The organism is Pseudomonas sp. NFACC41-3, assembly GCF_900109505.1.
Lineage (GTDB): Bacteria > Pseudomonadota > Gammaproteobacteria > Pseudomonadales > Pseudomonadaceae > Aquipseudomonas > Aquipseudomonas chlororaphis.
In genome coordinates, this window is the sequence record NZ_FOAE01000001.1 from 932,102 (window position 1) to 946,742 (window position 14,641).

The 14,641-nt window shown below is 64.8% G+C and carries 10 protein-coding genes; 7 read left to right on the plus strand and 3 right to left on the minus strand.

Features of this window, described 5'->3' with window-relative positions:
* Positions 1 to 16: 16 nt before the first annotated feature.
* A complete protein-coding gene (locus tag BMY68_RS04285) occupies positions 17 to 637 on the plus strand; it encodes a TetR/AcrR family transcriptional regulator (RefSeq protein WP_007922198.1) in 621 nt (206 codons plus the stop codon).
* A 281-nt stretch (positions 638 to 918) separates the two neighbouring features.
* Here the strand turns inward: BMY68_RS04285 and preA are convergent, their stop codons facing one another.
* The 3 genes from preA to hydA all read right to left on the minus strand — a co-directional run bounded on the left by preA (position 919) and on the right by hydA (position 5,162).
* Positions 919 to 2,193 (minus strand): NAD-dependent dihydropyrimidine dehydrogenase subunit PreA, encoded by a 1,275-nt coding sequence (preA, locus tag BMY68_RS04290; protein ID WP_085531451.1) that lies wholly within the window; start codon positions 2,191 to 2,193, stop codon positions 919 to 921.
* Entirely contained in the window at positions 2,194 to 3,561 is a 1,368-nt protein-coding gene (locus BMY68_RS04295) for an NAD(P)-dependent oxidoreductase (RefSeq protein WP_085531449.1), read from the minus strand.
* Positions 3,562 to 3,716: 155 nt separating this feature from the next.
* On the minus strand, positions 3,717 to 5,162 hold the full coding sequence (gene hydA / locus BMY68_RS04300; RefSeq protein ID WP_085531447.1) for a dihydropyrimidinase: 1,446 nt from the start codon (positions 5,160 to 5,162) through the stop codon (positions 3,717 to 3,719).
* 623 nt (positions 5,163 to 5,785) lie between these two features.
* Here hydA and BMY68_RS04305 point away from each other — a divergent pair.
* From BMY68_RS04305 to msrA, 6 genes are all read left to right on the plus strand, one after another.
* Positions 5,786 to 7,273 carry an NCS1 family nucleobase:cation symporter-1 gene (locus BMY68_RS04305; protein WP_085531445.1) on the plus strand — a complete coding sequence of 496 codons (1,488 nt, stop codon included), beginning with the start codon at positions 5,786 to 5,788 and terminating at the stop codon, positions 7,271 to 7,273.
* A gap of 223 nt (positions 7,274 to 7,496) precedes the next feature.
* Positions 7,497 to 8,780: a Zn-dependent hydrolase gene (locus tag BMY68_RS04310; RefSeq protein ID WP_085531443.1), complete on the plus strand. Its 1,284-nt coding sequence runs from the start codon at positions 7,497 to 7,499 to the stop codon at positions 8,778 to 8,780.
* Positions 8,781 to 9,049: 269 nt separating this feature from the next.
* Positions 9,050 to 10,018, plus strand: coding sequence for an aliphatic sulfonate ABC transporter substrate-binding protein (locus tag BMY68_RS04315; protein ID WP_085531441.1), 969 nt, complete (start codon positions 9,050 to 9,052; stop codon positions 10,016 to 10,018).
* A 125-nt stretch (positions 10,019 to 10,143) separates the two neighbouring features.
* Complete coding sequence (locus tag BMY68_RS04320) at positions 10,144 to 12,210, plus strand: ATP-binding cassette domain-containing protein (protein ID WP_085531439.1); 2,067 nt, start codon at positions 10,144 to 10,146, stop codon at positions 12,208 to 12,210.
* Positions 12,207 to 13,262: an ABC transporter substrate-binding protein gene (locus tag BMY68_RS04325; RefSeq protein ID WP_062825465.1), complete on the plus strand. Its 1,056-nt coding sequence runs from the start codon at positions 12,207 to 12,209 to the stop codon at positions 13,260 to 13,262. Before BMY68_RS04320 ends, BMY68_RS04325 begins: the two co-directional genes overlap by 4 nt.
* A gap of 17 nt (positions 13,263 to 13,279) precedes the next feature.
* A complete protein-coding gene (gene msrA / locus BMY68_RS04330; RefSeq protein ID WP_085531605.1) occupies positions 13,280 to 13,729 on the plus strand; it encodes a peptide-methionine (S)-S-oxide reductase MsrA in 450 nt (149 codons plus the stop codon).
* The last annotated feature ends 912 nt before the right edge of the window (positions 13,730 to 14,641 follow it).

The following is a 14,641-nucleotide window of genomic DNA, read 5'->3' on the forward strand; positions in this document are numbered from 1 at the left end:
TTTTCAGGGAGCCCTTATGGGCAATCACAAGATCGAGATCCGTCGCAGCAACGTCGAAAAAATCCTCCTGGCGGCGGAAAAGGTGTTCGCCGAAAAAGGCTTCAGCGGCACGGCCATGGCCGATATCGCCGCCGAGGTGCAATTGCCGCGCTCCAACCTGCATTACTACTTCAGCACCAAGAGCGAGCTGTACAGTGCGGTGCTGCTGGAGCTGCTGGAACTGTGGAAGCAGGACGCGCTGTGCTTTGAGATGTTCGACGACCCGCGGGTGGTGCTCAGCAGTTATATCCGCGCCAAGATGAACCATTCGCGCAGCCGGCCTTATGGCTCGAAAGTCTGGGCCAACGAAATCATCCACGGCGCGCCGACCCTGGGCGAGGCGCTGGACGCCAGCCTGTACGACTGGGCGAAGATGAAGGAAGCGAAGATCCGCCAGTGGGTCGAAGACCAGCGCATCCTGCCGGTGGAACCGTCGAGCCTGCTGTACATGATCTGGGCCTCGACCCAGCACTACGCCGACTTCGACCACCAGATCATGATCATCAACGAACACCAGCCGCTGTCGGACATGCAGTTCGAAAAGGCCGTGCAGACGGTGACCAGCGTGATCCTGCGCGGGATCGGGCTGGAGCCCTGAGCGCCGGCGTGTAGCCGCTGCCGAGCGCAGCGAGGCTGCGAACGGCAACGCAGTTGCCGCAAAACCTGAATTCGCGGTTTGTCAGGTCTTGCGCGTTATCCGGGTTGCGGCCGCTTCGCGCCCGATCGCAGCCTCGCGGGCTCGGCAGCGGCTACAGGCAGGCGTCAACGTTTACGTCCATCGCGGGCAAGCCTCGCTGCTACAGGACCAGGCCAACCCTGTAGGAGCGAGCTTGCTCGCGATGGACGTCAGTCCAGGCAATGCTATTTACCCGGCGAACCTCACACCGCCTCGCGATACGGATTGCGCGGATCGTGCTGCCAGTCGAGGAACGGCTTGCCGGTGTCCTGGGGCACCATCTCGATGCAGTCCTGCACCGGGCAGGTGATCTGGCACAGGTTGCAGCCCACGCATTCGGCGTCGATCACTTGGTATTTATGCGTGCCGTCGGCCTGCTTGAGGCTGGCAATGGCCTGGTGCGAGGTGTCTTCGCAGGCGATATGGCAGCGGCCGCAGCCGATGCAGGCGTCCTGGTCGATCTTGGCGATCACCTGGTAGTTGATATCCAGGTACTTCCAGTCGGTGGTGTTGCCCACCGCGCGCCCGGAGAAGTCCTGCAGGCTGTGATAACCCTGGCTGTCCATCCACCGCGACAGGCCGTCCTTCATCTCCTCGACAATGCGGAAACCATGCAGCATCGCCGCCGTGCACACCTGCACCGCGCCGCAGCCCAGGGCAACGAATTCCGCGGCGTCGCGCCAGGTGCCGATGCCACCGATACCGCAGATCGGCAGGCCGTGGGTCTGCGGGTCACGGGCGATCTCGGCGACCATGTTCAGGGCAATCGGCTTGACCGCCGAACCGCAGTAGCCGCCGTGGGTGCTCTGGCTGCCGACCATCGGGTTGGCGACCATGCGCTCAAGGTCCACGCTGGTGATCGAGTTGATGGTGTTGATCAGCGACACTGCGTCGGCGCCGCCGCGATGGGCCGCGCGGGCGGCCATGCGGATGTCGGTGATGTTCGGCGTCAGCTTGACGATCACCGGCAGCGAGCAATAAGTCTTGCACCAGCGGGTGACCTGTTCCACGTACTCCGGCACCTGGCCGACCGCCGCGCCCATGCCGCGTTCCGGCATGCCGTGGGGGCAGCCGAAGTTCAGTTCGATGCCGTCGGCGCCGGTGGCTTCCACCAGCGGCAGGATGTTTTTCCATGACTCCTCGACGCAGGGCACCATCAGCGACACGATCAGCGCACGGTCCGGCCAGTCCTTCTTGACCTGGGTGATTTCCCTGAGGTTGATCTCCAGGGAGCGGTCGGTGATCAGTTCGATATTGTTGATGCCCAGCACTTCGCGGTTGGCGCCGAAGTGCGCCGAGTAGCGTGACGACACGTTGACCGCCGCCGGGTCCTCGCCCAGGGTTTTCCAGACCACGCCACCCCAGCCGGCCTCGAAGGCGCGGACCACGTTGTAGGCCTTGTCGGTCGGCGGCGCGGAGGCCAGCCAGAACGGGTTGGGGGCTTTGATACCGGCGAACACAATCGACAGATCGGCCATTTACGCAGCCTCCACGTTGAGCATGAGTTGGGCATGCATGGCTTCGGCGGCCCGCTTGCCGTGTTGCACCGCCTGGACCGTGAGGTCCTGGCCGAGGCTGACGCAGTCGCCGCCGGCATACACCCCGGGGATGCTGGTGCGCAGCTGTTCGTCGACTTCGATGCGTTCGCCGGCGCGCTTGAGTTCCTGAGCCAGTGGGTCGCTCAGGGCTGCGCTGTCGAACGCCTGGCCGATGGCCTTGAAGATCGCGTCGGCGGCCAGTTCGAAGGTCTCCCCGGTGGTTTGCAGGCGGCCCTCCACCAGCCGGGTGCGGGCGAAGCGCATGCCGCGCACCTGGCCCTGGGCGTCGAGCAGCACCTCTTCGGGCGCGGCCCAGGTCAGCAGGCGCACCTGATTGGCCTTGGCGATGTCCTGTTCATGGCGAGTCGCGCCCATGTCCTCGATGCCGCGGCGGTACACCAGGTTGACATCGTGGGCGCCGAGGCGGGCCATCTGCACCGCCATGTCGATCGCGGTATTGCCGGCGCCGAGGACGATGCAGCGGTCGGCCAGGGGCAGTCGGGTGAGGTCGTCGGCCTGGCGCAGTTCGCGGATGTAGTCGGTGGCGGCCAGCAGGCCGGGGGCGTCCTCATGGGGCAGGCCCAGCTGTTTGCTGGCGGCCAGGCCGAGGCCGAGGAACACCGCATCGAATTGCTGGTGCAGCTCGGTGAGGCTCAGGTTGTCGCCGAGTCTGTGTCCGTGGCGGATTTCGATGCCGCCGATCTGCAGCAGGAAATCCAGCTCCTTCTGGGCGAAGTCGTCCACCAGCTTGTACTTGGCGATCCCGTATTCGTTGAGGCCGCCGGCTTTTTCCCGGGCCTCGAAAATCACCACTTCATGGCCGTGCATGGCGCAGCGGTGGGCGCACGACAGCCCCGCCGGCCCGGCGCCGACCACGGCGATGCGCTTGCCGCTGGCGGCGGCGCGCTGGAACGGGTGCTGGCTGAAGTGTGCATTGTCCACCGCGTAACGCTGCAACAGGCCGATCAGCACCGGCGCGCATTCCTGGGCGTTGTTACGCACGCAGGCCTGCTGGCACAGGATCTCCGTCGGACACACCCGGGCGCAGCTGCCGCCGAGGATATTGGCCGAGAGAATCTTCTGCGCCGCGCCCTGGACGTTGTCGGTGTGGATATGGCGGATGAACGAGGGAATGTCGATCTCGCTGGGGCAGGCGTTGACGCACGGCGCGTCGTAGCAATACAGGCAGCGCGAGGCTTCCAGGTGCGCCTGGCGGGCGTTGAGCGGCGGCGCCAGGTCGCTGAAGTGGCCGGCGAGGGTGGCGCCATCCTCCTGGGGATGGGGCAAATGGTTCAGGGTCTTGATCACGGTTCAGGCCTCACGGTTTTTTGTCGATTGCCTCTGACGGGCATTGTTTTTCTACCGGGCGCGAGCGCCCGGATCGCGAGCAAGCTCGCTCCTACAGGAGATGCGTTTTCATGTAGGAGCGAGCTTGCTCGCGATAGGGGGCAAAGCCCCCGATCTCAGCGTTTGACGGCGGTCGGCTTGTGCGCCTCGGCGCGCTTGCTCAGCAGGTCGAACACCGCCGGGTAGGCCGGGCGCTCGATGTAGCGGCCGGCACCGCGCTCGGCGCGCAGGTCGCCGTCGGCCCAGACCAGCTTGCCCTGGCTGATGGTGTGGCTGGGCACGCCGCGCACGGTCTTGCCTTCGAAGATGTTGAAGTCCACCTGCTGGTGGTGGGTCGCAGCGGAGATGGTGCGGCTGCCTTGCGGATCCCAGAGCACCAGGTCGGCATCGGCGCCGACGCGGATCGCGCCCTTGCGCGGGTAGAGGTTGAAGATCTTCGCCGCGTTGGTGGAGGTCAGGGCGACGAAGTCCTGCATCGACAGGCGCCCGCTGTTCACCCCTTCGTCCCAGAGCACGGCCATGCGGTCTTCGATGCCGGCGGTGCCGTTGGGGATCTTGCTGAAATCGTCGCGGCCGGCGGCTTTTTGTTCGGCGCAGAAACAGCAGTGGTCGGTGGCGGTGGTGTGCAGGTTGCCCGATTGCAGGCCGTGCCACAGCGCGTCCTGATGGCCGCGAGGGCGGAAGGGCGGGCTCATCACATAGCCGGCGGCGGTCTGCCAGTCCGGGTGGCGGTACACGCTGTCGTCCAGCAGCAGGTGACCGGCCAGCACTTCGCCGTACACCGGCTGGCCCTTGCCGCGGGCGTAGGTGATTTCGTCCAGCGCCTCCTGGGTCGAGACATGCACCAAGTACAGCGGCGTGCCCAGGGTTTCGGCGATGCGGATCGCCCGGCTGGCGGCTTCGCCTTCGACCTGGGAAGGGCGCGACAGCGGGTGGGCTTCCGGCCCGGTGATGCCCTGGGCCAGCAGCTTGCGTTGCAGGTGATAGACCAGCTCGCCGTTCTCCGCGTGCACCGTTGGCACCGCGCCGAGTTCCAGGCAGCGCTCGAAGCTCGCCACCAGGGTGTCGTCGGCGGCCATGATCGCGTTCTTGTAGGCCATGAAATGCTTGAAGCTGTTGACCCCGTGCTGGTTCACCAGCTCGGCCATTTCCTCGCGCACCTGCTCGCTCCACCAGGTGATGGCGACGTGGAAGCCATAGTCCGAAGCCGACTTCTCGGCCCAGCCGCGCCACTGATGAAAGGCTTCCAGCAGGGACTGCTGCGGGTTGGGAATCACGAAATCGATGATCGAGGTGGTGCCGCCGGCCAGGCCCGCCGCGGTGCCGCTGAAGAAGTCTTCGCTGGCCACGGTGCCCATGAAGGGCAGTTGCATATGGGTGTGGGGATCGATGCCGCCGGGCATCAGGTATTGGCCACTGCCATCGAGTACTTCGCAGCCGGTATCCAGATGGTTATCCAGATTCTGGCCGATGGCCTTGATCACGCCGTCGGCGCACAACACATCGGCTTTATAACTTTCATCATGGGTAATAACGGTGGCGCCACGGATCAACAGAGACATTCCGAGTTCCTCGCAGGCATGACCGGCTTATGCCGGTTCTAGTGTTTTTGTAATACGCAGGCTGCGGAATGTTTATTCCTGTCAGCGGTGTCAGGAATAAAAACTAGCTGGTGTTCAATCAATCGGCAAGATTATTTTTTATAAGCATATATCTAAGTTAAGTAATTGAAATATAACGATTTAAATCGTAAATCCGCAAAATGGTGCAGCCTTTCACCATTTTGACGCACTTGACAGGATCGAAATATGAGCAAGATTTCCTATGTGAAATCAGCCGCTTGAAGGAGGCCTGTGGCCCATACAAAAGTTTGAAAAAAGTTTGCGTGCACCAGATTGAGTCCTGACCCGATGGGCAACTTGCCCGGCATTCGGCCTGAGTGAACCGGCAAGTTATCTCGGGCAGGAAGTTGTTCAGAATAAAACTGAAGAAACATCAGTTGTTTACATGGATTTTACCGACTGTGGAGCACCGTCGACGGGCAAGCCGGCACGCTTATTGAGTGCCGCCGTCGACAGGATGGCCGGTCGGTAAAAGTCGTCAGTTCTCCGGCCATCGCCGGGCTGGCAGCACGTCTGCCAACCCGTTTGATGAGCAAAAATAATCAGAAAAAAGTGGAGCGGCCATGCAACAGAACAGATCCCAAGTGACCGAGCGTGCCGGCCTGTACGAGCTGGACGCCGGCAGCGACGTGCTCGACAGCCCCCGTTACAACCACGATATCGCGCCGACCAAGGTCCATGAGCGCACCTGGAACAAATGGCACATCACCGCGCTGTGGGTCGGCATGTCGATCTGCGTGCCGACCTACACCCTGGGCGGTGTGCTCACCGCCTATTTCGGGCTGACGGTGGGCGAGGCGCTGCTGGCGATCCTGCTGGCCAATATCGTGGTGCTGGTCCCCCTGACCCTCAACGCCTTTGCCGGCACCAAGTACGGCATTCCGTTCCCGGTACTGCTGCGTTCGTCCTTCGGCGTCATCGGCTCCAACGTGCCGTGCCTGATCCGCGCCCTGGTGGCCTGCGGCTGGTTCGGCATCCAGACGATGTTCGGCGGCCTGGCGATCCACCTGTTCCTCGGCTCGATCTTCGAGGGCTGGAAGGCCCTGGGCGGCACCGGCGAGGTAATCGGCTTCATGCTCTTCTGGACCCTCAACCTGTGGGTGGTGCTGCGCGGCGCCGAGTCGATCAAGTGGCTGGAAACCCTGTCGGCGCCGCTGCTGGTGGCGGTGGGTGTCGGGCTGCTGGTGTGGGCCTTGCCCAATGTGTCCCTGAGTGAGTTGTTGGCGCAGCCGCCCAAGCGTCCGGAAGGCGCCAGCGTCTACAGCTACTTCTTCGCCGGGCTCACGGCGATGGTCGGGTTCTGGGCCACCCTGTCGCTGAATATCCCGGACTTCAGCCGCTACGCGAAAAGCCAGAAGGACCAGATCCTCGGGCAGATCTTCGGCCTGCCGCTGACCATGTTCCTGTTCGCAGCCCTGGGGGTGGTGATGACCGCCGCCTCGGTGAAACTGGTGGGCGTCACCGTCTCCGACCCGGTGAGCCTGATCGGCCATATCCAGAGCCCCGGCTGGGTGGCCCTGGCCATGGCGCTGATCATCATCGCCACGCTCTCGACCAACACCGCGGCGAACATCGTCTCGCCGACCAACGACTTCCAGAACATCGCACCGAAGCTGATCGGCCGCACCAAGGCGGTGATCCTCACCGGGCTCGTCGGCCTGGCGCTGATGGCTCATGAGCTGCTGAAAAAACTCGGCCTGCTGGTCTCGGACGTCAGCCTGGAGACCGTGTATTCCAACTGGCTGCTGGGTTACTCCAGCCTGCTGGGGCCCATCGCCGGGATCATGGTGGTGGATTATTTCATCATCAAGAAACAGCGCCTGGACCTGGCCGGGCTGTACCGCGATGACGTGTACCCGGCGTGGAACGGCTACGGCTTTATCGCCTTTGGCGTGCCGGTGGCGCTGACTCTGCTGTCCCTGGGCAGCGATGCGTTCAGCTGGTTCTACAGCTACGGCTGGTTCACCGGCTCGGCCCTGGGCGGCTTGCTCTACTACGGGCTGTGCAGCATGGGCCGTCCGCAGAGCGTGACCGTCAAGACGCCGGTATGACCTTTGAATGGCGTTATGGCGGCCGGCCTGTTCCCCTGTAGGAGCGAGCTTGCTCGCGAAAAACGTGCAAACAACGCGGTCTATCTGGCGAATCGCGTTATGGCTACTGGCCAATCGCGAGCAAGCTCGCTCCTACAGGGGGGGCGATCCATCGAACACCGTAAGACTCCAGACGAGCGCGCAACCTCGTCAACGACAACCAGAAAAGCCTGAGGAGATCACCATGAACGCTGCCGTCGACGTTCTGCAATCCAGCCACCGGCACATCAACCGCGACCGCCTGTGGCAGTCGCTCATGGAGCTGGCGCGGCTCGGGGCCACGGTCAAGGGCGGGGTCTGTCGCCTGGCCCTGACCGACCTCGACCGCCAGGCCCGCGATCTGTTCGTGCAGTGGTGCGAGGCGGCCGGCTGCACGGTCACGGTGGATGGCATCGGCAATATCTTCGCCCGCCGTCCCGGGCGTAACCCGCAGCTGCCGCCGGTGATGACCGGCAGCCATATCGACACCCAGCCCACCGGCGGCAAGTTCGACGGCTGCTTCGGCGTGCTGGCCGGGCTCGAAGTGCTGCGTACCCTCAACGACCTCGGGGTGGAAACCGAGGCGCCCCTGGAAGTGGTGGTGTGGACCAACGAAGAAGGCTCGCGCTTCCCGCCGTGCATGATGGGCTCCGGGGTGTTCGCCGAGAAATTCACCCTCGAGGAAACCCTGGCCAAGACCGATGCCGAAGGCGTGAGCGTCGGCGATGCGCTGAACGCCATCGGCTATGCCGGCAGCCGCCAGGTCAGCGGGCACGCGGTGGGGGCCTACTTCGAAGCCCATATCGAGCAGGGGCCGATCCTCGAGGACGAAAAGAAAACCATAGGCGTGGTACTTGGCGCCCTCGGCCAGAAATGGTTCGACCTGAAATTGCGCGGCGTCGAAGCCCACGCCGGCCCGACTCCGATGCACCTGCGCAAGGACGCCCTGGTCGGCGCGGCGGCGGTGGTGGCCGCGGTCAACCGTGCCGCCCTCGGCCATCAACCCCATGCCTGCGGCACCGTGGGTTGCCTGCAGGCCTATCCCGGTTCGCGCAACGTGATCCCCGGTGAGGTGCGCATGACCCTGGACTTCCGGCACCTGGAACCGGCGCGCCTGGACTCGATGATCGCCGAGGTGCGCCAGGTGATCGACAGTACCTGCCAAGAACATGGCCTGAGCTTCGAAATGCTGCCGACCGCGGACTTTCCGCCGCTGTATTTCGACAAGATTTGCGTCGACGCGGTGCGCGAGGCGGCGCAGGGGCTGGGCCTGTCCCATATGGACATCGTCAGCGGCGCCGGGCACGACGCGATCTTCGTCGCCGAGCTGGGCCCGGCGGGGATGATCTTCGTGCCTTGCGAGGGCGGCATCAGCCACAACGAAATCGAAAACGCCGACCCCGACGACCTCGCCGCCGGCTGCGCGGTGTTGCTGCGGGCGATGCTGGCGGCATCCCAGGCCGTCGCCAAAGGACAGCGGGTGGCCTGAGGACATGCGCCTGTAGCCGCTGCCGAGCCTGCGAGGCTGCGATCGACCCCGCAGGGGGCGCGGGGGATCTCAAGACCGCTGAAGGCCTTCGGCCTTATCGCAGCCTCGCGGGCTCGGCAGCGGCTACAGGGCGATGGTGTGATCGGCCATTGCATGCAGCTTAGGATCGTCCAGCTGAACCTAAGCTAATGCTTAAAAAGTATTTATATTTGAATTCTTAGATCGATTAGCTTTTAGCGACTTTCCTGGCTCCCAGAAGGTCCGCCCCCATGCGCCTGCCCTTTGCTTTGCGTCGTAGCTTGTCGATCACCGCCCTGGCCGGTCTGGCGCTGGGCATGGCCTTCGGTGCCCAGGCCGCTAGCGACCTGCGCATCGGCTACCAGAAATCCTCGACCCTGCTGGCGGTGCTCAAGGCCCAGGGCACCCTGGAAAAACAGCTGGCGGGGCAGGGCGTGAAGATCTCCTGGCATGAATTCACCAGCGGCCTGCCCCTGGCGGAATCGCTGAACGTGGGCAACGTCGATATCAGCGCCGACGTCGCCGACACCGTGCCGGTGTTCGCCCAGGCCGCCGGCGCCAAACTGACCTACTTCGCCACGGAAACCCCGTCGCCCGCCGCCCAGTCCATCGTCATTCCCAAGGACTCCACGCTCAAATCCCTGGCCGACCTCAAGGGCAAGCGTATCGCCGTGACCAAGGCCGCCGGCAGCCATTACCTGCTGATCGCCGCACTGCGCGAAGCCGGCCTGAGTTTCGCCGATATCCAGCCGGTGTACCTGACCCCGGCCGACGGCCGCGCCGCCCTGGAAACCGCCAAGGTCGATGCCTGGGTCACCTGGGAACCCTTCGTCGCCAGCGCGCAGCGCCAGCAGGGCGCGCGGGTGCTGCACGACGGCCAGGGCCTGGCCAGCTACCGGCGTTATTACCTGGCCTCCAACGATTACGCCAAGGCCCACCCCGAGGTGCTGAACCAAGTGTTCGCCGAGCTGCAGAAGACCGGCACCTGGGTCAAGGCACACCCGACGGAGGCGGCAAAACTGCTCGGCCCGCTGTGGGGCAACCTGGACGTGAGCACAGTGGAGCTGGCCAACAGTCGTCGTACCTACAAGGTGGAAGCGGTGCAGCCGGACGCCCTGGGCGAGCAACAGAAAATCGCCGATGCCTTCTACCAGGAAAAACTCCTGCCCAAGCCGGTGGATGCCCGCGCGGTGCAGCTGTGGAGCCCCAAGCATTTGTAACTGAGCCTTGGCTCGCCTGTGTCGGCGAGCCCATTTCCCTGGGGTAGCCGGCTGGCCGGCCCCAGCCATTTTTCTTCTTTATCACTGCCGGTGACGCGGTTGCGCGTCCGGCATCAGGAGTGCCCGTGTCTGCCGTTTATCCCCAAGAGGCGTTTGCCGTCCCAGCCGCGTCCGCCCCGCAACCGGCCAGCGCCGAGGTGGTGCTCCAGCTGCGCAACCTGACCAAGCGCTACGGCCGCGGCTCGTCCGCGCCGGCGGTGGAGCAGGTCAGCCTCAGCGTGCGCCGTGGCGAAGTGCTGTGCCTGATGGGCACCTCCGGCAGCGGCAAGTCCACCTTGCTGCGGCACATCAACCGGCTGATCGAGCCCAGCGGCGGCGAGGTGCTGATCGATGGCGCGGCCATCAGCCAGCTTTCGGCCAAGGACCTGCGCACCCTGCGTTCGCGGCGCATCGGCATGGTCTTCCAGCACTTCGGCCTGTTGCCCCATCGCAGCGTGCGCGACAACGTCGCCTTGCCCCTGGAACTGCGCGGCGAACCCGAGGCCCAGCGCCAGGCCGCGGCCGATGTGCAGCTGCGGGCCATGGGCCTGGAGGGCTGGGGCGAGCATTATCCCCATGAGCTGTCCGGCGGCATGCAGCAGCGGGTCGGCCTGGCCCGGGCGCTGGTCAGCGAGCCGGACATCCTGCTGATGGACGAACCCTTCAGCGCCCTGGACCCGACCATCCGCCGCGACCTGCAACGCCACTTCCTGCGCCTGGTGCGCGAGCGCGGCATCACCACCTTGCTGGTGACCCACGACCCGGCGGAAGCCCTGCGCCTGGCCGACCGCATCGCGGTGCTGCGCCAGGGCCAGCTGATCCAGCTCGGCAGCCCCGGCGAGTTGCTGGAGCAGCCGGCGGACGCCGAGGTGGCGGACTTCTTTCAGGAGCACGGCGCGCGCAGCGACACGCTGGCCGCGGCGCCCGTCGCTTCGGCTAAAACAACAACCGCTCCGGCGCCCGTGGCCCCGGGGTTTTCCTTCTGGCAGGCGCTGTTGCTGGGGCCGACGGCCTTGGCCGCCAGCGGCCGTGGCGCGCTGTATTGGCTGGGGTTCGCACTGGAGTTGGCGGCGGCCAGTGCCCTGGGCCAATGGTTGGCCAGCGCCAGCCTCGGTTGGGCTGGGTTGGCGGTGCTCGGCTTGTTGCTCAGCCGCCTGCTCAGCGTGACCCTGGCCCGCCGTCCGAGCCGCCAGGGCCGTTCCGACTGGCGCCTGCCGTGGCTGGTGTTGCTGCTGTGCCAGGGCCTGGTGTTGTGGCGGGTGCTGGCGGTGGATGCCAGCGGCCCCTGGCTGCAGTTTCCCGCCGACCGCCAGGCGCTGCTGAGCACCGCGGCGGCCATCGACCAGTTGATCGGTTGGTCCCAGGTCACCTTCGAAAGCACCTTCGTCGGGGTGATAGTCGCCGTGCGCACGGTGATCGAGAGCATCGAAAGCCTGCTGGGCTGGCTGCCCTGGCCAGTCCCGGCGCTGGCCCTGGTGCTGCTGGCCTGGCGCAGTGCCGGAGCGGCCCTGGCCCTGACCAGCGCGGCGGCCTTGCTCTATATCGGCCTGTTCGGTTTCTGGGAGCGGACCATCGCCACCCTGGCGCTGGTGGGTTCCTCGGTGCTGCTGTCGCTGCTGATCGGCGTGCCCGCCGGCATCCTCCTGGCCAAGCGTGCCCTGGCGCGGCGCCTGATCACGCCCTTGCTGGACGTGATGCAGACCCTGCCGACCTTCGTGTACCTGATCCCGGCGGTGGCGTTCTTCTCGGTGGGCAAGACCCCGGCGGTGATCGCCACGGTGATCTTCGCCCTGGCACCGATGATCCGCCTCACCGCCCTGGGGATTCGGGAAGTGCCCAAAACCGCCGTCGAAGCGGCCCTGGCCCACGGCGCCACGCCGTGGCAGATCCTGACCAAGGTCGAGCTGCCCCTGGCCGCCGGCTCGCTGCTGCTGGGGATCAACCAGACCCTGGTGATGAGCCTGTCGATGGTGGTGGTTGCGGCGCTGATCGGCGCCGGCGGCCTGGGCTACGACGTGATGACCGCGCTGCGCAATATCAAGGGCGGCGAGGGCATGTTGGCCGGCGCGGCGATCGTGTTCTGCGCGTTGATTCCCGATCGCATCATTCAAGCGACCCTGCGCCAGCGGGATCGCGCTTTTCATCAGCAATGAGGTGTCTCTTGAACAAGTCGTTTTCCCGCACCCTGGGCGCTGCCGCGCTGCTCCTGGGGCTGGCTCTGCCAGCCCTGGCCAAGGACAAGATTGTCATCGGCGAACAGAACTGGACCGGCGCCATCGCCATCCAGAACATCCTCGGCGAGGTGATCAAAAGCCGCCTCGACGGCGACGTGTCTTACCTGGCCGGTGACATACCGGTGCTGTTCGCCGCCGCGGCCAAGGGCGACGGCTCGGTGGATGTGCTGACCGATATCTGGTTGCCTAATCAATCCGCCGCCTGGGCCAAATACGTCACCGGCGGCACCCGCTCCCTGGTGCCGAACAAGCAACCCTACCTGGGGGTGCAGGGCTTCTACATCCCCGGTTACCTGCAAGACCAATACGGCGTGAAGTCGGTCTACGACCTGCAAAAGCCTGAAGTGGCCAAGCTCTTCGAACCCCTGGGCGGCGGCAAGGCGCAACTGCTGGTGGGCCCGGCGGGTTGGGAGTCGACCTATATCGGCCAGATCAAGGCCAAGGACTTCGGCTTTGCCGACAAATTCGAATCGGTGTCCACCGAAGCCTCGGTGACCTACGCCAAGCTGGCCGCGGCCTACAAGGCACAGCGCGGCGTGGTGTTCTACGCCTACACCCCGGACTGGATCTTCTCCGCCTTCGACCTGCGCCGCCTGGACGAGCCGGCGTTCGACGGCTACGCCCAGGACAACAAGAAGGGCGACCCGCTGTACAAGGCCGACGGCTGCTGGAAATTCATCAGCCCGACGGTAGACGCCGACTGGCTGAACAAGAGCAAGATCACCTGCGCCTATCCGGACGCCCGGGTCTATGTCCTGGCCTCCAGCGCCTTGCAGAAACGCGCGCCACGGATCGCCGCCTTCCTGGAAAACTTCAGCATCGACCCGCAGGTGCTGAACGACCTGATCCTCAGGATCGAGAAGGAACAACAACCGGCGGCGGAAGCGGCCAAAGCCTGGGTCCAGGCCAACCCGGCGATCGTCGATCAATGGCTGGGCGCCAGCGGCGAGAAAGTCGGAGCGGTGCAGTGAGCGAGGCGCGTGGGAACATGAGCGGGATCAAACAGGCCACCTTCGGCGCGGGTTGTTTCTGGGGCGCGGAAGCCGCGTTCCGGGCGTTGCCGGGGGTGGTGGAGACACGGGTGGGTTACGCCGTGGAGGCGGGCGATGAGTCGTTGCGGATCGAGGTGGTGCAGGTGGATTTCGATCCGCAGGTAGTGGCTTATCCGAGCCTGATCGAGCACTTCTGGGGGTTGCATGATCCGACTTCGGTGGATCGGCAGGGGGAGCATGGTGGGGGGAAATATCGTTCGGCGATTTTTCACCATGACGATGGGCAGGCGCAGGAGGCGCGGTTGGCCAAGGTGGCGTTGCAGGAGTCGGGACATCTGGGTAGACCCGTGGCGACGGTGGTTGTGCCGTTGGGGCGGTTTGAACTGGCGGATGAAGCGCACCAGCGCTATCTGGAAAAGAATGGCTTGAGCAGTTGCCATATCTGAGGGGTTGGCCGCTGGTGGTTTGCTCTCGCTGCAGGTCGGCTTCTGTAGGAGCAGCCGGTCGACGTTCGATTGCTTGCGATGGCGTTGGCTTTGGCACTGCACTTTTTGGATGGGGTACATATCCGTTCCTGCGGTCACGGCGGCTTATGGTTTCGCCCTTACGGCGAGTCCCTTTTTTTCAAACGCCAAAAAAAGGAACCAAAAAACGCTTGCCCCACCACTCGGTGCCTCGCCTAGGCTCGGCATACCCTCACTCCGGCATTGATCCGTGGGCCGCCGCAATGGGCCATCCATGGCCCAGTGCGGCTAACCCGGCGTCCTGCCGGGTTACCCACGGCTCAATGCCTGCGTTCGGCCAGCGTGGTTAACGGGGCCAATAGATCAAAAGCCAAACCAAACCAAAGCTTGCTGCCTTCGCCACGCTGCAACTCTTCTGTCTGACACGCTTTGTGTAGCCGCTGCCGAGCGTAGCGAGGCTGCGATCGAGGCCGAAGGACTCGCCAAGCGGGCACCGCGTTTCCCCAGATCCTGCGAGGCGTCAGGTTTAGCGGCCCTGCGGGCCGATCGCAGCCTCGCTACGCTCGGCAGCGGCTACAGAGACCGCATTCCCAGCCAGGCCGGCCGGTAGGCCGCCTCGCGTTGCTTTTGATGGTTTGCCCCATCGGGAGGCCGAGTGGAGGTTCTGCGCAGTGGGCAACTCGGCAGGGATGCCGAGTTAGCCGCCCCAGGCCATGGATGGCCTGTGGCGGCGGCCCACGGAGCAGGACCGGAGCGAGGGAATCCGAGCCTTAGCGAGGACCGGACGCCAGGGGCAGGGCCCTTTGGTTACTTTGGGGCCCTTCCAAAGTGACCCGCCGTAAGGGCGGAACCCTAAGTAGCCGTTACCGTAGGAACGGATATGTACCCAATATC

Bases quoted from the DNA above. Each gene is read 5' to 3' on its own strand.
- BMY68_RS04285 (WP_007922198.1), top strand. From the start codon at position 17: ATGGGCAATCACAAGATCGAGATCCGTCGCAGCAACGTCGAAAAAATC.
- preA (WP_085531451.1), bottom strand. From the start codon at position 2,193: ATGGCCGATCTGTCGATTGTGTTCGCCGGTATCAAAGCCCCCAACCCG.
- hydA (WP_085531447.1), bottom strand. From the start codon at position 5,162: ATGTCTCTGTTGATCCGTGGCGCCACCGTTATTACCCATGATGAAAGT.
- BMY68_RS04305 (WP_085531445.1), top strand. From the start codon at position 5,786: ATGCAACAGAACAGATCCCAAGTGACCGAGCGTGCCGGCCTGTACGAG.
- BMY68_RS04310 (WP_085531443.1), top strand. From the start codon at position 7,497: ATGAACGCTGCCGTCGACGTTCTGCAATCCAGCCACCGGCACATCAAC.
- BMY68_RS04315 (WP_085531441.1), top strand. From the start codon at position 9,050: ATGCGCCTGCCCTTTGCTTTGCGTCGTAGCTTGTCGATCACCGCCCTG.
- BMY68_RS04325 (WP_062825465.1), top strand. From the start codon at position 12,207: ATGAGGTGTCTCTTGAACAAGTCGTTTTCCCGCACCCTGGGCGCTGCC.
- msrA (WP_085531605.1), top strand. From the start codon at position 13,280: ATGAGCGGGATCAAACAGGCCACCTTCGGCGCGGGTTGTTTCTGGGGC.